Consider the following 22,113-nt stretch of genomic DNA (forward strand, 5'->3'; position numbering starts at 1 on the left):
ATTTTTCGTGGACAGATTTCTTAAAACCTGTCTATCTCCAGTGTTGGATGATAATTATCTGTCAAAAAATAATGCTTCTACACAAGTTCTCTATTTAAATAAGAGAATTTTATCTGATTTTTTTCAAAATGAGAATTGCTGGTGTCTTGGTCGTCAAAAGTAATCATCGCTTTCTTGTCCTTTGTATCTGGATAAATTACACTCGCTCCGTTTATTTCGTCTATCTGTGACGATGGGGAGTATCGAGCAAAAGTCCCGTGTGTAAAAAAATACAGGTAGAAACAGACGAATAATTTCTGATTCCACCAAATATAGAGTGGTATTCATCGAATACCGACTTTTTTTCTACAACCTGCGGTGATAGGGTCTGAAAAATTTCTAATGCGAAAAGCACTTAAAATAATAGACCCGAAAACAATGCTATAGGACTTTCTTTAACATCTAGATAAGACAAGATTAAAAAATCATCTTTTGCTCGATTAATTTTGTATTCTATCGTTTTTCACAAATGTGGATTGCCTATAGATTCTTGCCACTAAAGGAGTTTATCAGCAAATATACCTTAAGTGCCGAGAAACCCTATGACTTGTACTATTCTCTGTTACTCCCAGTTTTTTTATTAATAAAAGATTCTCAAAACATTTAATATCAGTGGTTAGATATGTGTAATTAGGGTTTGCTGAAAAAGTTTTTCGTGGGGGTAGGAGTCAGTAGCCGGTCGTTTCAGGCTTTGTTGCCCTCTTTTTTTGTACCAGTTTATATACTGTAAGAAGGATAATGCAAGGTTTTTGAAGATCTCAATCCTATATTCTTGCACTAACATCGGATTTTAACAGGTCAAAAGCCTTATTTTAATTTTGCTTAGGTACTTAACTAGGGTTTGCTGACGTTTGATAACTGATCACTGATTACTAATTTAAGGTCTTTGCAGGAAGATTAATTCTTCAACGGGGAGGAAATCATAGTATTGACCTTGATTGGCTAAAACTGCGATTAAATGGAGACGAGCATCGGGTTCAATATGTAATCCTTCCCAGGGGACAGCAATTTCCAAACATTGATTAAAAGAAGCTTTGGCACTACTAGGAATTCGTTGCCAAGTAAAATATTCTTGAGCGACTTCTAACCAAGTAAATTCCGTAATTAAATTAACTCCTAGATGATGATGATAACCGTAATCGAGGGGCGATCGAGGGGGAATATCTGCTAGGGGAATTGGACTTTGCAGACGATGCACTTCATCATAATACCAATATAAATGCACTTCTGCGGGGATATCTTTGCCTAATTCTGCCCCCGGTTTCCAATCGAAACGCAGATAAAAATTGAGGTGATCCCAACCGAAAAAGAGCCTTTGTACTAAGGAAGTCCGGTGCATTGTACCACTGGCGCCACCAATTTCGATCCGTCCAGCTTTATCCCAATCCTGTTCGTCACCAAAACCGTCGATAATGGGGTGAATGAAAGCCAGTGGACGATTAGTTTGTTTATCCCCGTGTTCTTCCACCGGTTCGAGCAAATAGGAGGGAATTGGCTCATTTAAAGCTTGATAAAGAGCGATCAGGTGTTCACGGAAAAGTTGGTCAAAAATTGCGTCATGATTGGAGGAATGGCCATAACCAAACCACCAAAACCAATCGGAACCTTCCGCTGCATACAATGCTTCCCACGCGTCGGGGTTATTATCTTCCGTCGCTTCCGGGTGATTGGCGAGGGTTTGACGGGCTAAAATTAGATATTCCCAAGCTTTATTTTTAGCGGGATCGCCGATCCAAGTGGTAAAATTGGCATCGATCCAAGAGCCGCTATGAAGTTGATTGACAGGGATTTTAGCATTAGCCGGAAAGCGATCGAGATATTCCGAGACGGTGACTAATTCGATCGCTTGGTGGTCGCTTAAAAGTTGATAAAGGTTCTCTAGGAAGGGTAAACCGTCTTGATGATAGTTTTCCCAACAGTTTTCGCCATCTAGCGCAATGGTAACTAACCAGGGTTTTTCTAGCGTCGTGGTTTCTGCGTTGGTTTTCAGTTGTTCGGCGATCGCTTCTAGGTGTTTAACTAAGTCTGTAGCGGCCTCTTGCGCTTTCATGCCACTATAGCTAAATCCGATCAGATCCGAGAGACGATGATCGCGGAAAACCATGGATAAATTGCCGTTGCTAGTTTCCAGAAGGTAGGGACGATAAAGCAATTCCGGTTCACTAATATTGCCTTTTTCGTCGCGATGAAAGTAATGTCCCAGGGACCAACCTAACACTCCCTCATCGGAACATAACCACTGAAAACCCTGTTTAGCGACAGCGGGGAGAATTGCGGGACTAACGGATTGTTCCGAGGGCCAAAGTCCTCGAGGTTGTTTATCAAAGCGATCGATATAGATTTGCCAAGCTTTCCGGAGATGACGGGAAATATCTTCAGGATAGTGGAAATATTGGCGAGGAAGGGTCATATTTGGCACCGCTACCCGGCCGGCTTCCGAGTTGGCCAGCAGGGGTAAAATCGGATGGGTGTAGGGACTGGTAATGATTTCTAGTTGTCCAGTTTCCTGCATTAACCGATGTTGCGGCAAGATACGACGCAGAATTTGACGCTGTTTGGAGATAATTCGCTGGCGATCGCTTAAAGTGAAGTTTTTTCCCTGTTCTAACCAAGTAGCGATTTCTGGGTCACTGTGAAAGATAGGATCGATCCACGCGAGGTTATGCCAAGCCAAGAGATCGCTATAATCTTGCAGATTCCAATGGCTAATACACCAACTATGACCGTTTTCTTGACGCTGTGCGTATAATTGGGCGTAACGGGGGTGCGGATCGATCAGGGTACGATGGTTAGCATCGAAAAAGTGTTCAAGGATAAAGTGTTTTTGTGCCAGGGTTAATTGCGCTTCTGGGGTGACGGTGAGAGCAAGATAGGGGTCTATAGCTAGTCCATTGACGTAATCCTCTAATTGCAGGATTAAAGAGGGGACAAGGTTGACGGTTTGGTGTAATTTCGGGTAACGTTCTAGAATCAGGATTAAATCGAGATAATCTTTCACCCCATGCAGTCGCACCCAGGGTAAGCGATATTGTCCCGAAGCATCGGTGCGAGTTTGACAGGATTTGTAGAGGGGTTGGTGTTGATGCCAAATAAAAGCGACGTAGAGAGGATAGGTCATGATAATACCGAGAAAAAGTGCATACAACAGGCTGTTTAGCCGTTATTTAGATAATAATGGACAAAAAGCCTGTTATAGATTCTTAAAAGTTGATTTCGGTCACTACCATAATCCTATCAACGGGTTTTGAGGGGGTATCTTCTCTTTGTATTTGTTAAAGGATCGGATTCTCCGGCGGTGAGTATTGGGAGTTCAGCAGTAGAATCCCTAATATTATTCGGCCTTACTGTTTACTGTTCACTGTTTACTAGACCTCCTGCAAAAGTCAGTTATCAAGCCGCTATCGGGTTAAAATATCTGAAAATTAAGATAAATTTGGCATAATCTTAGGTTTTATGGTTTTGATAGCTGTCTGTTGTCTTTTTTATCCTCCTGTCTCGAATTATCCTTGCCTAACGGAAGATTTTTGATTTTTGCAGGAGATATACTGATGACTGATTACTGTTCACTGATTACTGATTACTGATTACTGTTCACTGAAAAACCCCCCATCACCCGATCAACAACATTTTTTAGGATGATAAGTAGTCGGACATAAGTAGGGAGGCACAATTATTTGTAGGATGGGTTAGCGGTAGCGTAACATAATCGGGCGTTGGGTTTCATGCTTCAACCCAACCTACGTTACGTTCATCTTATATTTAATTCCACCCACCTACTTAAATTCTGTTGTCTATCTTAAGAAATGTAAATTGCCGCAATTCTTACTGACGACCGACGACCGGCTACTGACGACCGGCTACTGACTCCTGACTCCACAGTTAACTTTACCTTTGTCCAACTATTTAGGATAAGCTGGAATTATCGAAACCGTAGAAATAATAGATAAAATGAGTAATCTCCTCTGGCCGCGTTTTCTCAAGAAAGCTTACCGTCAAGAACCAATAACTAGCTTTATCTTTACCGCAGCGGCAGTAGATGTCATCATCGGGGTTCTAGGACAAAGATGGACACTGCTATCTTTAGGGGCAACGATTATGGCGATTGCTATATTCGCCCGGTGGCAACAGAGCCAAAAAAGCAGGGTAATCAACAAAGAAGAAGCGGCAAGATACTATTTACCGCCCCAATCGGGTCAAGTAGCTTTACCAAACCTGAAAAACGAAAAAAATCGACCTTCTTAGCTCAAAAATTTCACCTTGCTTGGCAATCAATCCCCTCAAAGGCTAGAATCTATAGCACCGTTCATTTGTTAATATTCAACTAAATTTATGAAATTCCGATTTACGGGTGGGGAGAAACTTGTCGGAGCAATTGTGGTCACTGTCCTAACCACGCTGACAATCGGGCAACATCAACTTAGTCAGGCCCAAAGTCCTATTGCCCCCCCTAAACCCGCCGCTGAAAGTGGCGAAAAAAACCCAGAAACTATCCTAGTAGAAGGTTTAGGCAGACTTACCCTCGCTAAAACCTTAGAAGGGCAACAATCCACCCCTAATGCTGTGATTTTCAGCCCCGATAACCAATTTGTTCTCGCTGGTGGTAGTGATACGGATCCTCTCCTGAGAATTTGGTCAGTAAAAACAGGGCAAAAAGTTTCCCAAACTCGGGCCCAAAGAACCAGCGTCAAAGCTTTAGCTATTACTCCTAACGAAAAATTATTAGTTAGTAGCGGTTCAGATGGTTCGATTAATTTTTGGAATCTGGTGGAAGGCAAGTATTTAGGAATTGCCCTCGAACACGGTAATACTGTCCTCGCCCTCACCGTTACTCCCGATGGTAAAACGTTAATTAGTGGTGGTTTGGAAGGAATTCGCCTCTGGACAGTGCAACCCCCCCGCCGTCCCCTCTATCGTTTAAATTGGGTGGGTAATTTTGTTTATTCCCTAGGGATGAAATCCGATGGTGTCACCCTGGCCAGCGGTCATGAAGACGGTGAGGTACATTTTTGGGACATCCGCGAGGGCAAATTTTTATCGAAATTTGCCGCCCATCCCCAAGCGGTGAGCCAGCTTTTATACACTCCCGACGGTAAAAATTTAATTACGGGTAGTTTAGACCGCACGATTAAAATCTGGGATACGAGCAATAATCAGTTATTATTTACCCTCATCGGTCATACGGCCCGAATTCGTTCCTTGGCACTCCATCCTAACGGACAAATTCTCGCTAGTGCCAGTAATGACGGTGTGCGTTTATGGGATGTGACGACGGGTAAACAATTGGCCTGGTTTGATAATAATTCCGACTGGGTGGAATCCCTCGCTTTTAGTCCCGATGGGCAGTATTTGGCTAGTGGTAATTATGATTTTAAAATTCGCCTCTGGCAATTCGTCCGTTAGGCAAAAATGCCCGCATTTAGCCTTTAACTACTTCTAGAAAAGCCGATTTCGCCGCTGCCTGTTCCGCCGCTTTTTTGCTTCTGCCTGTTCCCACTCCTAATTTCTGCTCATTTAACCACACTTCCGCACAAAAACGGTCTTGATCTAAACCATTGATTTCTTTTACTAAATATTGCGGCAGTTTTTTGTATTTTGCTTGTGTCCACTCCTGCAAGGCATCCTTATAATTCTGTCGGGCCGGATCTCGACGAATTTCGGCCGCTTTTTCCCTTAGTGGTTCATCTAACCAAGAACGCACTAAAATCATCGTCTGTGTACTAAGATATAAGGCTCCTAAAACTGCCTCAAAAGCGTCTGCTAGTCGAGAAATTCGCCCCGCCCGATCAATACTCGTACTACTTGATACCAACAAATAACGCTCGAAACCGTAGCGATCCGCAAATTCCGCCAGAGTGCGATCGCTAACCATCATCGATCGCAGGGCGGCAAATTCTCCCACGAGCGCCTCTGGATAGGTTTCTAACAATACCTCCGCCGCCACGAGTCTTACCACAGAATCGCCTACAAATTCCAATTGTTCATAATTCTTATCACGGGAAACACTGGGATGAGTTAGAGCTAAATCCAATAAATCCCACCTGACGGGGACATCAGCTGATAAACCCAGCTTTTCCACTAGGGTTTTTAATTGTTTTTGGCGACGGGGATCACTTAAGGACATGGGAGCGGGAATTATAAATTATGAATTATAAATTATGAATTATGAAGTGGGGAGATTTTTTTCAATGATCAGTAAAAAGTAAAAAGTAAAAAGTAAAAAGTAAACAGTAAACAGTGAAATGGTAACAAAGGCCGAATCTAAAACCTAATTTGTTAAGCTAAAAGCTTTGATGTACTTAGTTTCCACCCTTCTTTTTAGGTAGGAGATTTGCCAGATTCTTTTTTGGAGCCTTTGCCTTTTGCGTTCAGAAGCTGATAACTGATAACTGAATACTGATTACTGATAAAGGAGAGAGTCAGACATAAGCCGAATTCTGTATTTCCCAACAGCAGTAAAATTGCTTTTACCTTTGTTGGAATAGAGGTTATCTATCTGGGATAATTGTTACCAATTACCTCAAGCGGTTCCTAAAAACGGGACAGGAAAAAGACCAACCTTTGTCCCTCCACCTTGCTCCCCACCGGGGTTTACCGAGCCAGTACCTCTCGATACTGCTGGTGCGCTCTTACCGCACCTTTGCACCCTTACCCCCAATCAGTTATCAGTGATCAGTTATCAGTGGAAAGTTATTAGTTATCAGTAAATTTACTTTCGTTACTGTTTACTGGACGGCTACGCCGTGCCTTTGGCAACACTGAAAAAGGGGGCGGTATTTTTCTGTGGCACTATCCTCACGCTCACGCGCACTGGACGTTATCCAGCAAGTGTGGTCTTTCGGGAGTTCGGACTTTCCTCGGAATCATTGATCAAATGACCCCGCAACCTCTAGACCAACTCTCTCCTATTCTCTAGTTTGACATACCAGAGACTCGATCGCTCATATATCCCAGTCAATAATCAGTGATCAGTAAACAGTGAACAGTGAAAAGACAGCAGGAAACTGCTATTTAATACTGCTCGCTTAATACATACTGCTCACTTAAAACTCAAATCTGATAACTGATAACTGATAACTGATAACTGCTCCATGTCGATCGCTCTCAACGTTAAGATCAAAGGTAATGGCTATCCGATCCTCTGTCTGCACGGTCATCCCGGTTCGGCTGGTAGTATGTCTGTATTTACCGATCATTTTTGCCAACGCTGGCAAACCCTGGCCCCGGATCTGCGCGGCTACGGGAAAAGTCGTTATCGCCCGGATTTTCAGCTAGAAGAACATCTAGAGGATTTAATCGGGCTGCTCGATCGCCAAAAAATCCAGCAATGTTTAATTCTCGGTTGGTCTTTGGGGGGTATAATCGCCCTGGAATTAGTATTGCGGCATCCCGATCGCTTTCCTGGTTTAATTCTAGTTGCCTCGGCTGCGCGGCCTTGGGGTAGTCATCCTCCCATCACCACCACAGACTTAGTTTTGACGGGGATAGCGGCAATTCTCAATCAGATCAAACCGGGATGGCGTTGGAATATTGATACTTTTGCCCGTCGTTCCCTGTTTCAGTACCTTTTTTCACAACATCAAGCGCTATCCTATCAATATCTCGCTCAAGATGCTGTTCCCGCCTACTTAGGCACTTCTCCATCTGCCGATCGCGCTTTAAATCGGGCTTTAAAAAAAGGTTACAATTGTTTAAAATCTCTTGACAAAATCACAATTCCCTGCTTAGTTCTAGCGGGAGCAAATGATCGCCATATTACCAGTGCCTCGAGCCAAGAAACGGCCGAAAACCTGAAACTGTCTCAGTGGAAATGTTACCCAGATACGGCCCATCTGTTCCCCTGGGAAATCCCCGACTTAGTTTTAGGGGACATTGATGCTTGGTTAGCGGCGCATTTTAGCGATAAACTGGCAGAGTGAAGTGAAAACTACTGCCGTGGTCGGGGACACTATCCACCCAAATTTGACCATAGTGGGCGCGAATAATCTTGCGACAGACCGATAAACCGATGCCATAACCTTCTTTACCCTCATCCCGTTTGAGACGCACATGACCCTCAAAAATATGCTCTTGTTTTTCTTCGGGAATGCCGGGGCCGGTATCACTGATGCTCACCTGTACTTTTTGAGTAGTACGATGGAGGACAGAAAGGGTAATTGCGCCGCCAGCGGGGGTATATTTGATGCCATTCTCCAAGAGATTAATAATCACCTGTCGGATTAACTCCTCATCAGCATAGACGGGGGGCAGATCTTGGGGGATATCGCTTTGGAGAATTAAAGTCTTTTCCTGAAAAGTATCGGTAAATTGAGACAAAATTTCCTGACAGAGGGATTGCAGATAAAATTTACTCTGTTGGAGAGTGAATTGCGCCGCCATGCTCTTAGAAGCTTGTAGAATATCCGTGATCAAACGGTTCATAATCCGGAACTGTTTGCGGGCCTGTTGGTGCAGTTGTTCTCGTAATTGCAGACTGCGCTCCGTATCTGGTTGATGATAGGCTAATTCGAGGGTTTCCACGGCGATGGAAGCGGCGGTGAGAGGACTGCGTAAATCGTGGGCTAACATAGCCAAAATTTGGTCTTTAAATTTTAATTGTTCTAATAATTCTTCCTTTTCCTGTTTAAGACGAAAAACCTCATCGGCGATGCGGATGAGTTCGCCCGAATGTTCCACCTCTTGAAGTTGTCCATCCTCAGCGTGATGATTTTTGACCTCCTCTTTAATCGCTTTTTGCCAGCGTACCAACCATTTTTTAAACTGTTCCACCAGATTACTGCCCGCGAGGGTATGACGGGGGCCGGGGGCAATTTTGACCAAGGCAGGGGTAGCTACAAGGCGAAAATGTTCGACTAAATGAGGTTGCTGGCGAATTTCGATGATTTGTAGGTCAATCGGGTAATCAGACTTTAAAGACTGGAGATAGGACTGAATTTGACGGGTAATTTCTTGAGAACTGGGACGGTCATCAACAAACAGCAAAAGTTGAATCGAGAGAGGCGTTGTCGTCTCTCTTCCTAAAGCAGTCAGTGGCTCGTTAGATGGGAGCATCGGAAAATTAGTAAACCTAGGGATTGACGAGATCGATCGATGATCGATCGACTTTTATCATATTCTTTATTGTAGAAGCTTAAGATAGTATAAAATCTACTCAACCTAATCTTAAAGTTTTATTCCTTAATTCTAAGAAGAAATCCTATGGCTTTTGGCTATGTTGCCCTAGTTCTCCACGCTCATCTCCCTTTCGTCCGCCATCCCGAAAGCGATTACGTCCTCGAAGAAGAATGGTTATACGAAGCAATCACAGAAACCTACATCCCTCTCCTGCAAGTTTTTGAAGGTCTCAAGCGGGACGGTATCGATTTTAAAATGACCATGAGCATGACTCCGCCGTTGGTGTCGATGCTGCGGGATCCGTTACTGCAAGAGCGCTATGAAGAACACTTAGGTAAGTTAGAAGAATTAATTGCTAAAGAAATCGACCATAATCAACATAATGGCCATATTCGCTACTTAGCCGAATATTACGCTGAATCCTTCCAAAGTATCCGACAAACTTGGGAAAAATACGATCGAGATCTGGTCAAAGCTTTTAAACAATTCCTCGACAGTAATAACCTAGAAATTATCACCTGTGGTGCGACCCATGGTTATATGCCCCTGATGAAAATGTACCCACAAGCGGTGTGGGCGCAAATTGAGGTGGCCTGTCAACACTACGAAGAAAATTTCGGTCGTCGTCCCAAGGGCATTTGGTTGCCGGAATGTGCCTACTATGAAGGGGTAGAAAGAATGTTAGCCGATGCGGGCATTCGTTATTTCCTCGTCGATGGCCACGGTATTCTCTACGGTCGTCCGCGCCCCCGTTACGGCAGTTATGCGCCGATTTTCACAGAAACCGGGGTGGCTGCTTTCGGTCGTGACCACGAATCTTCCCAACAGGTTTGGTCTTCCCAAGTCGGTTATCCGGGGGATATAGTTTATCGGGAATTCTATAAAGATTTGGGCTGGGAAGCGGAATACGAGTATATTAAGCCCTATATCATGCCCAACGGTCAACGCAAGAATATAGGCATTAAATACCACAAAATTACTAGCCGGGACGGTGGTTTATCGGAAAAAGGGCTTTATGACCCCTACTGGGCCAAAGAAAAAGCCGCCGAACACGCGGGCAATTTTATGTATAATCGCGAGCGGCAAGTGGAGAGTTTAGCGGGAATTATGGGCCGTCCTCCCCTGGTTGTTTCTCCCTACGATGCCGAGTTATTCGGTCACTGGTGGTATGAGGGACCCTGGTTTATCGATTTTCTGTTCCGCAAGTCTTGGTATGACCAAAATATCTACCAAATGACCCATTTAGCCGATTATCTCCGGTCTAACCCCCATCAGCAGGTCTGTCGTCCTTCCCAATCCAGTTGGGGTTATAAGGGTTTCCATGAATACTGGCTGAATGAAACTAACGCTTGGATCTATCCTCACCTGCACAAAGGCACGGAACGGATGATTGAATTAAGTCATCATGAAGCGGAGGATGAATTACAGGAACGGGCTTTAAATCAGGCGGCCCGGGAGTTATTATTGGCACAATCTTCTGACTGGGCCTTTATTATGCGAACCGGTACGATGGTTCCCTATGCTGTCCGGCGCACTCGTTCCCACCTGCTGCGGTTAAATAAAATCTATGAAGATGTGAAATCGGAGAAGATTGACGCTGGTTGGTTGGAAAAAGTCGAGGAAATCGATAATATTTTCCCCAATATTGATTACCGCGTCTATCGACCTCTGTAATCTTTGTTAGAGATTAATAAAAATTTTGGTGCGTTACAAGCTGTAGCGCACCTTGTTGCTTTCTGATTCTATCCGTGCCAATTAATTCGGCGTTGCTGATTTTAAGGATGAATTATTCTCTAGGCCATTCTTAAAACTTGGGACTAAGTTAACTTGTAGATACGATGCACAATTAGCATTCAGATATTGATGGCTGCAACGCCGATTTTATTATTTAGTGCAAATGTATTACTGGCTACAGCTGATTGAACGTTCGGTCAAGTGCCGAACAGCGATTATTTTTGGATCATAACCGATAGCGTCAACCTCCGTTCTGCCCGCAAGAACTTGTTAGCCATGGAGTTTTCTTTTGCTGCTTGTTCCTGAACTGATGCAGGAAGATTATTAAGCTGTTTACGAAACGTTTTGGTGACACTTGATTTCATTTTTGTGTCGGAAATACTTCACTGGCTAGAGTAGTTTCACCCATTGCTATTTCCTGACGCACCATCGCAGTCATCTGCTCCCATTGCTCATCTGTTGTGGCAGCAAAACTAGCTTCCCATTTTTGCTCGTCTTTCAACTCATCCAGAAACCGCGATGCGATTGCATCTTGTTGTTCGGGCGGAAGTTGTTGGATTTGAGCGATCGCCTGTTGCAGCAGTTTAGTCATAGGTTTATCGCATTGACACTCCCATCGCGCTTAAGCGAGGGATTCTTGGTTCACTGACTCAAGTTGTCTTGACAGGTATTGCTACCAACCAAAATAGAGCTTAAATCTCCCCAAGCGTTTAGGTCTGACGACCAGCTTCCGATATGCCCTATCGTAGCTTTTTTGAGTATATTTAATGCCGCCATTTTGTCTCTATCTTCCACATATCCGCAGGAACAAACATGAGTTATAACTGATAGAGACTTTTGGATTAACCGACCACAATTAAGGCATTCTTGACTTGTATAGGCGGGATTAATAGCAATAGTTAGCCTGCCGTATTTAATGCCAAAATACTCTATCCATTTTCTCAATTGTGACCAACCAGCATCATTGATACTCTTAGCTAGTTTTCGATTACGCACAAGGTTCTTGACTTTTAAATCGACCTGGGCTATCAAGTCGTTTGACTGAATTAAACGGAGTGCCAATTTTTTAGCAAACTCTTCTCGTTGCCTACTTACTTTTAAGTGTCCCTTAGCGTATTTTTGACTAGCTTTTTTGTAGTTATTAGACTGCTTTTTGGGCTCTTCGTTACTCTTTATGCTAAATCAACAGAATGGTAGAATTTGCCCGAAAAACTCAATGGCAAATACGGCTCATCTACTACCCACCTTACCATAGTAAATATAATCCCATTGAACGGTGTTGGGCTGTCTTAGAGAACTATTGGAATGGGGCAATTTTAGATTCAATTGATGCGGCTCTTAATTGGGCTTCTAACATGACTTGGAAGGGGATAAAACCTAAGCGTGCATTTGGTAGAAGGAACTTATGAAAAAGGGGTGAAGGTTTTGGCTAAAGAACTAGAACAATTGCAACCTTTCAACGCAGCGTTCTGAAACTTTGCCCAAATGGGATGTGACGGTTCTGCCCTCCTAGCTGGCATCTTATTTTTACGCAAGTCCCTTAACTCAACTGATTGAAGTTCGGACTCAACTATCTAACCTGACTTTTAAAAAGCCTGATGATTTTCCCTCACCAGAAATTTACCGTCAACAACTTAACGAAGTTACCGCAAAAGCAAAAGAAATAGAGGATAAAATCGGTCGTCGTAGTGCCGAATTTCGTAGCCTATCCCAACCCATTACCCTGGAAGGTATTCAAAAGCTAATTCCTGCTAATGCTGCTTTAGTTGAAATAGTCCGCTATCAACCTTTTAATCCTAAAGCGCCTGAAAATAAACGTTTTGGCAATCCTCGTTATGCTGTTTATATTCTCTATCCTAATGGTGACATCAAAGCCAAGGATTTAGGGGAAGCCAAACCGATTGACGACAAATTAATTTACTTCCGTGACAATCTTGCAGACGCACAAACTCCTCTCCCTCAACTGCAAAAATCAGAGCGTCAACTTGATGAGGAATTGATGCAGCCTATCCGTCAATTATTAGGCAATACTAAAACAATTCTGCTTTCTCCTGATGCTGCACTTAATTTAATTCCCTTTGAAGCGTTAGTAGATGAAAATAATCAATACTTAGTGGAAAATTATCATATTACCTATCTCACTTCTGGACGGGATTTACTGCGCCTTAAAGATAAATTTGCCAGTCAACAATCGCCGCTCATTGTAGCTGATCCTTTCTATGGTAAAGCAGGGGAAAAAGTCGCTCTCACTCGTTCCATCGACCTGTCTGAGTTTACTTTTCCCGGTCTTCCGGGTACAGAGGAAGAAGCTAAAGCGATTAAAAATATCTTACCTCAAGCCACTGTTTTAACTGGTTCTCAAGCCACAGAAAACGCGGTTAAACAAGCGAAAAAACCGAATATTCTCCACATCGCTACTCATGGTTTTTTTAAACCGGAACGTAATCCGGGCGAACGCAATTCGCCCCTACAAGGTGAACGTAATGTGGTTGAGAATCCTTTATTGCGTTCTGGGTTAGTTTTAGCAGGAGTTACAATCGGTCAAAGTGCAGGAGATGATGGGGTTTTAACTGCTTTAGAAACTACCAATTTAAACTTAGTCGGAATCAAATTAGTTGTCCTTTCTGCTTGCGATACGGGGAAAGGAGATATTAAAATCGGTCAGGGAGTTTATGGATTGCGCCGTGCTTTAGTTATAGCAGGTAGTGAAAGCCAATTAATTAGCCTTTGGAAAGTATCTGATGACGCAACTAAAGATTTAATGGTCGCCTATTATGGACGCTTACAAAAAGGAGAAGGACGCAGTGAAGCTTTACGACAAATTCAACTAGGAATGCTCAAGGGTGAGAAGCAAAAACATCCTTTTTATTGGGCAAGTTTTATTCCTTCTGGTGATGCAACTTCGATGAAATTTGACTGATGAAGGGTGAGGAGTTAAACTTAGTGGTAAGATTATTGGTATCACAAACAATTACTAGGAGAGTCACACAATGGCAACATTTACAGAAAACGACCTCAAAGAATTAAAAGACTTTATTGTAGGACAATTCAAAGAAGTTAATGACAAAATAGACAAGTCATCTGAACAACTTAATGGCAAAATAGACAGATTATCTGAACAACTTAATAGCAAAATAGACAAGCTATCTGAAGAAGTGAATAACTTAAGAGTTGACCTAGCAAATGTTAAAGGAGAATTAACAGGCGTGAATAAACGACTAGATAACTTGGAATTTACTAATCGAACCATCTTTGTTGCTATTGTTGCTGCACTAATGGCAGGATTAGTTAAGTTATTTTTACCAAACCTTCCTACTAATCCTTAACTGTGATTCAAAAAGAAAACGGGTTTTTTGAAAAAACCCGTTTTCTGAAATCGAATTCAAAATAGGAAATAGCGCTGGGCCATGGGTAAAACCGTAGCCGGTTCACAGATTAATAATTCCCCGTCAGCACGCACTTCGTAGGTTTCGGGATTAACTTCCATGCGCGGTAAAGCGTCATTCAGCTTCATACTAGCCTTACTGATATTGCGCGTATTCGACACGGCTACGGCGGTTTTTTTCAGCTTTAACTTCTCAGGAATGCCCGCTTTCATAGCATATTTAGAAACAAATGTCAAGGAAGTTTTGGCGCTCGCACCGCCAAAAGAGGCAAACATGGGACGCATATAAACCGGTTGGGGTGTGGGAATACTGGCATTAGCATCGCCCATTTGCGCCCAGGCGATTAAACCGCCTTTCAGGACAATTTCCGGTTTTACGCCAAAAAATGCCGGTTTCCAGAGAACCAAATCGGCTAATTTGCCCACCTCGATGGAACCGACATAATCGGAGACACCATGGGTAATAGCAGGATTAATCGTATATTTAGCAATATATCGTCTTGCCCGCAGATTATCATTCTCGCCCGTTTCCCCAGTCAGTCTGCCCCGTTGTACCCGCATTTTGTGGGCAGTTTGCCAAGTGCGGATAATTACTTCTCCCACCCGTCCCATAGCTTGAGAATCGGAGGAAATGATGCTAAAAGCCCCTAAATCGTGGAGAATATCCTCGGCGGCAATAGTTTCGCGGCGGATGCGGGATTCGGCAAAGGCCACATCTTCGGGAATACTCCGGTCTAAATGATGACAAACCATCAACATATCGAGGTGTTCCTCTAAGGTATTCGTCGTATAGGGACGAGTGGGATTAGTAGAGGAGGGTAAAACGTTCATTTCCCCGCAAACCTTGATAATATCGGGAGCATGACCACCGCCGGCCCCTTCCGTGTGGTAGGTGTGAATGACGCGATTTTTAAAGGCGGCGATAGTGGCCTCAACAAAACCGGCCTCATTGAGAGTATCGGTATGAATCGCCACCTGCACATCGTACTTATCGGCCACGCTTAAACAGGTATCAATGGCTGCCGGAGTGGTTCCCCAATCTTCATGGAGTTTTAAGCCAATTACCCCCGCTTTTACCTGTTCCGCTAGTCCTTCCGGCTGACTGCTGTTGCCTTTACCCAAAAAACCCAAATTCATCGGGAAAGCTTCGGCGGCCTCTAGCATTCGATAGATGTTCCATTCTCCCGGGGTGCAGGTGGTGGCATTAGTTCCCGTCGCAGGTCCGGTCCCGCCACCAATCATCGTGGTAATCCCCGACGCAATCGCTGTCTCAATTTGTTGGGGACAGATAAAATGAATATGGGCATCAATCCCCCCTGCTGTCAAAATCATCCCTTCCCCGGCTAATGCCTCGGTAGCAGGACCGATAATAATATCGACATTATCTTGAATGTGAGGATTGCCCGCTTTACCGATTTTATAAATTTTGCCGTCTTTAATGCCCACATCGGCTTTAACGATGCCCCACCAGTCGAGAATTAGGGCATTAGTAATCACCAAATCCACCGCCCCATCTTCCCTAGAAATGGGGGATTGGCCCATACCATCGCGAATTACTTTACCGCCGCCGAATTTTACCTCATCGCCGTAGGTGGTGAAATCTTTTTCGACTTCGATAAATAATTCCGTGTCCGCCAGGCGAACTTTATCTCCGACGGTGGGGCCGTAGGTTTCTGCATAGGTGCGGCGATCGATGCGATAATTCATAGGGGTAATTCTCTCAAATCGACATTGATTATAAGCTGTCAAGCATTTAAATTGCTTGTTGAGACGAGGCAAGAGGCAACCCCCCCGACGTCGGGGGGGCAAGGGGGGGTCAGCTAATCTAAGGGTAGGCGGTTAAGATACGTCTTAGCTTACGATCGATTTTCCGGCAATTATCGCTTTTTGGGGATTTTCTTCCATTTTTAATCTGGCTCGTTTTCGAGGATTTCTTTGGCTTTCAGTAAAGCTTGGCGATGTTCTTCGGTGACGGTGGGATATTTTAAACCAAGGGATTCGAGGGTGTGATAAATAACCGCCCCCACAGCTAAACGGGTAAACCATTTGCGATCAGCCGGGATAATATACCAAGGAGCCCACTCGGTACTGGTATGATTGAATACCTCCTCGTAGGCTTTCGTGTAATCATCCCAAAAAGCCCTTTCTTTGACATCATTTTCGGAAAACTTCCAGTTTTTTTCGGGGCGATCAATTCTTTCTAAAAATCGTTTTTTCTGTTCTCCTTTAGAAACATTGAGAAAGAATTTCAGAACAATAATCCCATTATTAACCAGATATTTTTCAAAATTATTAATCTCCTCAAAACGTCGCTGCCAAACTTTCTTAGTTCTGTCTTCCGGGGGGAGTTTTTGCCGTTCCAATAAATCTTGATGGACGCGCACGACTAATAATTCTTCGTAGTAGGAACGATTAAAAATACCGATACGACCCCGCTCCGGTAAAGCTTTATAATATCGCCAGAGATAATCGTGGTCTAGTTCTTCGGCCGAGGGAACTTTAAAGCTAAATACCTGACAGCCTTGGGGATTTAAACCCGACATAACGTGTCTAATCGTACCATCTTTACCCGCCGCATCCATGGCTTGCAGATTAATTAACAGGGCATAGGTATCCTGGGCATAAAGTTTATCTTGAAACTCGGCCATTTTTTCGATCCCCTGTTGCAGCAGCAGCGTGGCATCTTCTTTGGTAATGTAGTCTGGCTTAAACCGGGCATCGTAATCTTTGTGTAGAGAAATTTCTTTACCCGGTGGCACGATTAACGATTGTAAAAATGCTTGGCGATCAATTTTGCTGACCATGCTCTTCTCCTTGATTATTTTGACCCCTAAAATTACATTGTAGCACTTTTGCTCGGAAAATATCTAACCCTTGAACCGGCGAGTCAAGGATGAACTGGCAGAAATGACCTAGAAACAAGTATATTTAAATATTCGATTTTAGCTACTCCTCATCTGACGAGAAAGTAAAGAATAATTTTTAGGCGATCGCAAATTCGGTAAACTGTCGCACTTCGGGAGGTTGAAAAGCTAAAACTATCTCACTACTGGGAATTCCTACGCGCATTAATTCCGTGGCGATACCTGCTTCTGTCCAATCTTCTTCAATATAAATTTTGTCATTTTTTAGACGAAGATAAACGGAAATAGCTTTAATTCGTTTGCCATTTTTCCAGCCAATATTAAACCAAAGATATTGGCTTCTATCATCGTCAAATATCAATATTTCGTCCATGTCTTGTCGGGTACTTGTGAGGAAATTTCTGCATATTCTGTGAGAATTTTCTTGATTATGTTTTGATAATAATTTAGTTTATCTATTGAACGATTTTCTCCTGATTAATATCAACAATTAACCATAAAACTTGATACTTTTGCAAGATTATTTGTATGGCAGCTTGAGCGAAAAACTTTTCATAAATTTCTTGTCCGATTAAAAAAATAAAGAAATTAATACATACAAGATATTTATTACAATTTCAACAATTAATCTCGAAAATTGTCCGAACCACAGGTAAGACATGTACCATCATCAGGATCTATGACATTACCCAGACAATCTTCAGCTGTGCAATCTTCCCGCAATACTTCATAAGATTCATTACATACAAGGCAATAAATAGTGTTGCTAGTTGGTTCATTAGGTATTAGTTGAGCTAATCTTGGAATCTGTTCGTCTTCGTAATCTTCCCTAAAACCACTATAACAACTAGGACAGAAATAACGTCTTGTTTTTTTATTAAAATTAAAATATTTATTATTTTCTGAAGGTGTTAATAAATCAATTACAAGGTTTATTTCTAAAGCCAGCCAATTATATAATTCTCTGGTTTCAGGGCTATATAGAACAGATTCAGGTTCATTTTGAATGAATTGTCCTCGAATTTTTATCCACGAGTTTGGCTCTATCAAATAATGACAAATTTCTAGAATTTCAACAAACAGATTTTTAGTTTTTATATATAATTCAGGATCTACAGTGTGCATAATTATATTTCGCTTGCTTCTCAAATCTTCAAATCTTTGTCGAAAGTTATCTGGTAATCGACCAGTCGATACGGTATTATAAACTTTGACTAAATCCTGTGCATCAATTGTTTTAAATTCACTAAAACGGATATTGCGCTCATGAGATTTACTGGGATAATTACTCGGATCTCCTGAAATTAGTAAATACGGGCTAACTGTAGCAATATGACCTTTTAAGAGAAATTCGGTTCCTTGTTGAATAAGGGAAAGGGCTGTACTCAATGGACGTTGTGCTTGTTTCCAATATTGCTCAGATGACAATTGATCGATTACTTCTTCATTCTCATCGCTATAATACACATTATAAAAATATTCCGCATTCTTAAGTTTTGTAGATAAACTTATCAGCGTATCCCAAGCCAGATTTAAAAAATCAATGCCAGCGGATTTAAAATCATCTCCAGTCGGTACATCTATAATCATAATTTTTCGTACTCACTTTTATCATTTCATTTAAGGCGATTTATTGGTAAATGAGATTGTGTGGCTTTTCATCCCGCTCAAAATGATAGCGAACTTTTTTATTGTGTGGCTTGTACCCGAACTAAACTTGACTATACTTTGTGAGCCTCCGCATAAATCCGTAAAGCGGCGGACATTTTTTGTTCACAATCCTCGCCCTGTGATTGAAACCAAGCTAGGGTTTCGGGATCTACTTGAACAAGAACATTTACTTTCTCTACAGGTTTCCACCACCGCGATTTACTAAAAAACTCCTCGGTTAAGGGCGGAATATCGGATGTGTCGATTTCCTCTTCCGTAAGAGCGTCAACTTTCTCCCAATTCGTCTCGGAGGTATTGTTCATATCGTTTTCGTTCATAGGGTAAAGCTTTACGAAGTGAAATAATACGAATTGTATCTCTACTCGGTTCTGTAAAAACGACAACTACCACTCGGCCATCGAGCGTACCGATTCCTATCAATCGATCTTCGCCATAATTTTCTCGTTCGTCAAGGGAAACTCGAATGGGATGTTCAAATATCCGCTGCGCGTCCGCGAAGTCTAGATCGTGCTTGATGATATTCGCTCGGTTCTTTTGTCGATCCCACTCGAATTTCATATTTTTATTTTATCGAGTTGTCATTCCGTATATCGAAAAAAATCCTATAATTGTCGAAAATTCGATCGTTAGAGGGGTCATCTTGATCGAAATCAAAAGAAATCTTTCGCCTCGATCGAAATGACCCATAACCGGTCAACTAACTCAAAACACCAGAAGGAATCCCTAAAATATCCTCAATCTTAGGTAAATCTTCTAGGGGAATTACCCGGCCTTCATCCTCAAAACCAGCGATTTCATTAAAGTTCAAATAGCGGTATAAATCGCCAGCAAAAGGATTAATTTTCTCGGTGACAATTGCCAGGTATTCCTCAAGGGTGGGAATGCGTCCCAGCAGCGCACAAACTGCCGCTAATTCGGCGGAACCGAGATAGACTCGCGCGTCTTTTCCCATGCGATTATTGAAGTTACGAGTCGAGGTAGAAAATACCGTCGCTCTGTCTTCAACCCGCGCTTGATTACCCATACAAAGGGAACATCCCGGCATCTCGGTACGCGCCCCAGAAGCGGCAAAAATGCCATACATTCCCTCATCGCGCAATTGTTTTTCATCCATGCGGGTGGGGGGACAAATCCACAGTTTAGCCTTAGCAACTCCTGCTCCTTCTAATATCTTAGCGGCGGCGCGATAATGACCGATATTAGTCATACAAGAACCGATGAACACCTCATCAATTGTATCCCCGGCGCATTCCGACATTAACTTGATATTATCGGGGTCATTGGGTGCGGCGACAATTGGTTCTTTAATCTCGTTTAAGTTGACGGTGATAATATCCGCATATTCGGCATCCTTATCCGCCTCCATCAGGACAGGATTAGCTAACCATTGTTCCATTTTTGCTACCCGACGTAGGATAGTTTTGGCATCACTATAACCCCGGGCCGCCATATTCTTTAACAGGGCCACATTAGAGCGTAAATATTCCGCCACTGTCTCGGTACTTAACTTAATCGTACAACCGGCACAGGAACGTTCCGCCGTGGCATCGGTTAACTCAAAAGCCTGTTCTAATTTCAAATCCGGCAGCCCTTCCATCTCCATAATGCGACCGTTAAAAACATTTTTTTTGTTCTGTTTTTCCACGGTTAATTTGCCTTCTTGGATGGCGACGTAGGGAATAGCATTAACAATATCGCGCAGAGTTACACCGGGTTGTAATTCCCCCGTAAAACGCACTAAAACCGATTCCGGCATATCCAAAGGCATTACTCCCAAGGCGGCCGCAAATGCCACTAAACCCGACCCCGCAGGAAAGGAAATTCCCAGGGGAAAACGAGTATGAGAATCGCCTCCAGTCCCCACCGTATCCGGCAATAACATCCGATTTAACCAGGAGTGAATAATGCCATCTCCCGGACGTAAAGCGACCCCACCACGGGTAGAGAAAAAGTCGGGTAATTGGTGATGAGTTTGAATATCAACCGGTTTGGGATAGGCTGCCGTATGACAGAAACTCTGCATGACTAAATCGGCGCTAAAACCTAAACAGGCTAACTCTTTTAACTCGTCTCTGGTCATCGGTCCAGTGGTATCCTGAGACCCTACCGTAGTCATAATCGGGTCACAGGAAGTACCCGGCCGCACCCCGGGTAAACCGCAAGCTTTGCCGACCATTTTTTGCGCTAGGGTGTAACCTTTACCCGTGTCATTAGGCATAGTGGGACGAGTAAATAGGGTACTAGCCTCAAGTCCCAAGGCGTGACGGGTTTTATCCGTGAGACTGCGACCGATTAAGAGGGGAATACGACCGCCGGCCCGCACTTCATCCAGAATTGTCTCAGGTTTGAGGCTAAAAGTGCTAATAGTTGCGCCCGCTTCGTTGGTGATTTTGCCTTCGTAGGGATAAATTTTAATCACATCCCCCGTGTTCATTTGGCTAACATCGCATTCAATCGGTAAAGCGCCGGAATCCTCAGCAGTATTAAAGAAGATAGGGGCGATTTTACTGCCTAAAATATAGCCACCAGCACGTTTATTAGGCACAAAGGGAATATCATCGCCAATATGCCAGAGAACCGAGTTAATCGCCGATTTTCGGCTGGAACCAGTCCCAACCACATCCCCCACATAGGCGACCGGATGGCCTAATTTTTTCAATTCGGCAATGGTTTCTAAGGACCCGGGTTGACGGGTTTCTAACATTACCAAAGCATGGAGGGGAATATCGGGCCGGGTGGTGGCATGGGGAGCGGGAGATAGGTCATCTGTATTGGTTTCTCCAGGTACTTTGAAGACGGTGACGGTAATTTCTTTAGCAAGTTTCGGTTTAGCGATAAACCAAGCGCCATTGGCCCAAGCATCGATAACCTGTTTAGCATAGGGATTGGTGTCGGATAATTCCAAAACCTCGTTAAATGCGTCGAATACTAGCAGGGTTTTACTTAAAGCGCTGGCAGCAGCGGCGGCGATATTAATATCTCTGGATTTCAGCAGTTCAATCAGAGAATGAACGTTATAACCACCGACCATGGTTCCCAGTAAGCTAACCGCACCCTGGGGGGAGATAACGTTAGATTTTATTTCACCTTTGGCAATTCCTGTTAAAAATACCGCTTTAACGTAGGCCGCTTCATCAACTCCGGGGGGAACACGGTCACGCAGCAGGGTCAGCAATTCTCCCTTGAGTTCTTCGGGCGGATTTTTGAGTATTTCGCATAATTCCGCCGTTTGTTGAGCATTGAGGGGAAGGGGAGGGATACCTAATTTCGCTCGGTCGGCAACGTGCTGATGATACGCTTCTAACATAG

17 protein-coding genes, 1 other RNA gene and 3 pseudogenes are annotated in these 22,113 nt (G+C 43.3%); 7 read left to right on the forward strand and 14 right to left on the reverse strand.

All coding sequences use genetic code 11. The annotated features are described in order from the left end of the window. Positions 1–916: 916 nt before the first annotated feature. Positions 917–3,157: a glycoside hydrolase gene (locus O9324_RS05475; protein ID WP_288139658.1), complete on the reverse strand. Its 2,241-nt coding sequence runs from the start codon at positions 3,155–3,157 to the stop codon at positions 917–919. A gap of 830 nt (positions 3,158–3,987) precedes the next feature. Here O9324_RS05475 and O9324_RS05480 point away from each other — a divergent pair. Together O9324_RS05480 and O9324_RS05485 are read left to right on the forward strand one after the other, a co-directional pair. Beyond that, entirely contained in the window at positions 3,988–4,281 is a 294-nt protein-coding gene (locus tag O9324_RS05480; RefSeq protein WP_288139659.1) for a hypothetical protein, read from the forward strand. 87 nt (positions 4,282–4,368) lie between these two features. After that, positions 4,369–5,439 (forward strand): WD40 repeat domain-containing protein, encoded by a 1,071-nt coding sequence (locus O9324_RS05485; protein ID WP_288139660.1) that lies wholly within the window; start codon positions 4,369–4,371, stop codon positions 5,437–5,439. Between the two features lie 16 nt (positions 5,440–5,455). Here O9324_RS05485 and rnc read toward each other — a convergent pair whose 3' ends face one another. Further along, complete coding sequence (gene rnc / locus O9324_RS05490; RefSeq protein ID WP_288139661.1) at positions 5,456–6,160, reverse strand: ribonuclease III; 705 nt, start codon at positions 6,158–6,160, stop codon at positions 5,456–5,458. Between the two features lie 287 nt (positions 6,161–6,447). After that, positions 6,448–6,938, reverse strand: an RNA gene (rnpB, locus tag O9324_RS05495) — RNase P RNA component class A. A 189-nt stretch (positions 6,939–7,127) separates the two neighbouring features. On the opposite strand from rnpB, the gene O9324_RS05500 reads away from it, so the two are divergent. Continuing rightward, the gene (locus O9324_RS05500; RefSeq protein ID WP_288139662.1) at positions 7,128–7,955 is read left to right on the forward strand and encodes an alpha/beta fold hydrolase; all 828 of its coding nucleotides are present in this window, start codon (positions 7,128–7,130) and stop codon (positions 7,953–7,955) included. Here O9324_RS05500 and O9324_RS05505 read toward each other — a convergent pair. After that, a complete protein-coding gene (locus tag O9324_RS05505) occupies positions 7,933–9,087 on the reverse strand; it encodes a histidine kinase (protein ID WP_288139663.1) in 1,155 nt (384 codons plus the stop codon). The genes O9324_RS05500 and O9324_RS05505 overlap by 23 nt on opposite strands. Positions 9,088–9,234: 147 nt before the next feature. On the opposite strand from O9324_RS05505, the gene O9324_RS05510 reads away from it, so the two are divergent. Then, positions 9,235–10,824: a glycoside hydrolase family 57 protein gene (locus O9324_RS05510; protein ID WP_002772245.1), complete on the forward strand. Its 1,590-nt coding sequence runs from the start codon at positions 9,235–9,237 to the stop codon at positions 10,822–10,824. A gap of 421 nt (positions 10,825–11,245) precedes the next feature. On the opposite strand, the gene O9324_RS05515 is transcribed toward O9324_RS05510, so the two are convergent. Both O9324_RS05515 and O9324_RS05520 read right to left on the reverse strand, forming a co-directional pair. Then, the gene (locus O9324_RS05515; protein WP_002784101.1) at positions 11,246–11,476 is read right to left on the reverse strand and encodes a hypothetical protein; all 231 of its coding nucleotides are present in this window, start codon (positions 11,474–11,476) and stop codon (positions 11,246–11,248) included. A gap of 50 nt (positions 11,477–11,526) precedes the next feature. After that, positions 11,527–12,039 (reverse strand): annotated as a pseudogene (locus O9324_RS05520) (RNA-guided endonuclease InsQ/TnpB family protein); the annotation flags it as partial. Positions 12,040–12,065: 26 nt separating this feature from the next. Here O9324_RS05520 and O9324_RS05525 point away from each other — a divergent pair. The 3 genes and pseudogenes from O9324_RS05525 to O9324_RS05535 form a co-directional block, all read left to right on the forward strand. Next, positions 12,066–12,336: pseudogene (locus tag O9324_RS05525) on the forward strand (ISAzo13-like element transposase-related protein); the annotation flags it as partial. 511 nt (positions 12,337–12,847) lie between these two features. Then, positions 12,848–13,804, forward strand: a complete 957-nt coding sequence (locus O9324_RS05530; protein ID WP_502846569.1) for a CHAT domain-containing protein — start codon at positions 12,848–12,850, stop codon at positions 13,802–13,804. A gap of 70 nt (positions 13,805–13,874) precedes the next feature. Next, positions 13,875–14,210 carry an LPP leucine zipper domain-containing protein gene (locus O9324_RS05535; RefSeq protein ID WP_159254403.1) on the forward strand — a complete coding sequence of 112 codons (336 nt, stop codon included), beginning with the start codon at positions 13,875–13,877 and terminating at the stop codon, positions 14,208–14,210. A gap of 56 nt (positions 14,211–14,266) precedes the next feature. Here the strand turns inward: O9324_RS05535 and ureC are convergent, their stop codons facing one another. The 8 genes and pseudogenes from ureC to acnB all read right to left on the reverse strand — a co-directional run bounded on the left by ureC (position 14,267) and on the right by acnB (position 22,111). Next, the gene (gene ureC, locus O9324_RS05540; protein WP_288139665.1) at positions 14,267–15,976 is read right to left on the reverse strand and encodes an urease subunit alpha; all 1,710 of its coding nucleotides are present in this window, start codon (positions 15,974–15,976) and stop codon (positions 14,267–14,269) included. 200 nt (positions 15,977–16,176) lie between these two features. Next, positions 16,177–17,073, reverse strand: a complete 897-nt coding sequence (locus O9324_RS05545; RefSeq protein ID WP_288139666.1) for a polyphosphate kinase 2 family protein — start codon at positions 17,071–17,073, stop codon at positions 16,177–16,179. Between the two features lie 178 nt (positions 17,074–17,251). Next, a pseudogene (locus tag O9324_RS05550) lies at positions 17,252–17,592 on the reverse strand (XisI protein). After that, positions 17,589–17,726 (reverse strand): element excision factor XisH family protein, encoded by a 138-nt coding sequence (locus O9324_RS05555; RefSeq protein ID WP_155120134.1) that lies wholly within the window; start codon positions 17,724–17,726, stop codon positions 17,589–17,591. The pseudogene O9324_RS05550 and the gene O9324_RS05555 overlap by 4 nt, the downstream one beginning before the upstream one ends. A 31-nt stretch (positions 17,727–17,757) precedes the next feature. Then, entirely contained in the window at positions 17,758–18,723 is a 966-nt protein-coding gene (locus tag O9324_RS05560) for a hypothetical protein (RefSeq protein ID WP_288139667.1), read from the reverse strand. Between the two features lie 131 nt (positions 18,724–18,854). Beyond that, positions 18,855–19,121 (reverse strand): BrnA antitoxin family protein, encoded by a 267-nt coding sequence (locus tag O9324_RS05565; protein ID WP_002746336.1) that lies wholly within the window; start codon positions 19,119–19,121, stop codon positions 18,855–18,857. Continuing rightward, on the reverse strand, positions 19,069–19,362 hold the full coding sequence (locus O9324_RS05570; protein WP_002735016.1) for a BrnT family toxin: 294 nt from the start codon (positions 19,360–19,362) through the stop codon (positions 19,069–19,071). The genes O9324_RS05565 and O9324_RS05570 overlap by 53 nt, the downstream gene beginning before the upstream one ends. A 139-nt stretch (positions 19,363–19,501) precedes the next feature. Next, a complete protein-coding gene (gene acnB, locus O9324_RS05575) occupies positions 19,502–22,111 on the reverse strand; it encodes a bifunctional aconitate hydratase 2/2-methylisocitrate dehydratase (protein ID WP_288139668.1) in 2,610 nt (869 codons plus the stop codon). Positions 22,112–22,113 lie beyond the last annotated feature (2 nt).

Origin of the sequence: Microcystis sp. LE19-84.1B (genome assembly GCF_027531875.1) — a bacterium.
Lineage (GTDB): Bacteria > Cyanobacteriota > Cyanobacteriia > Cyanobacteriales > Microcystaceae > Microcystis > Microcystis panniformis.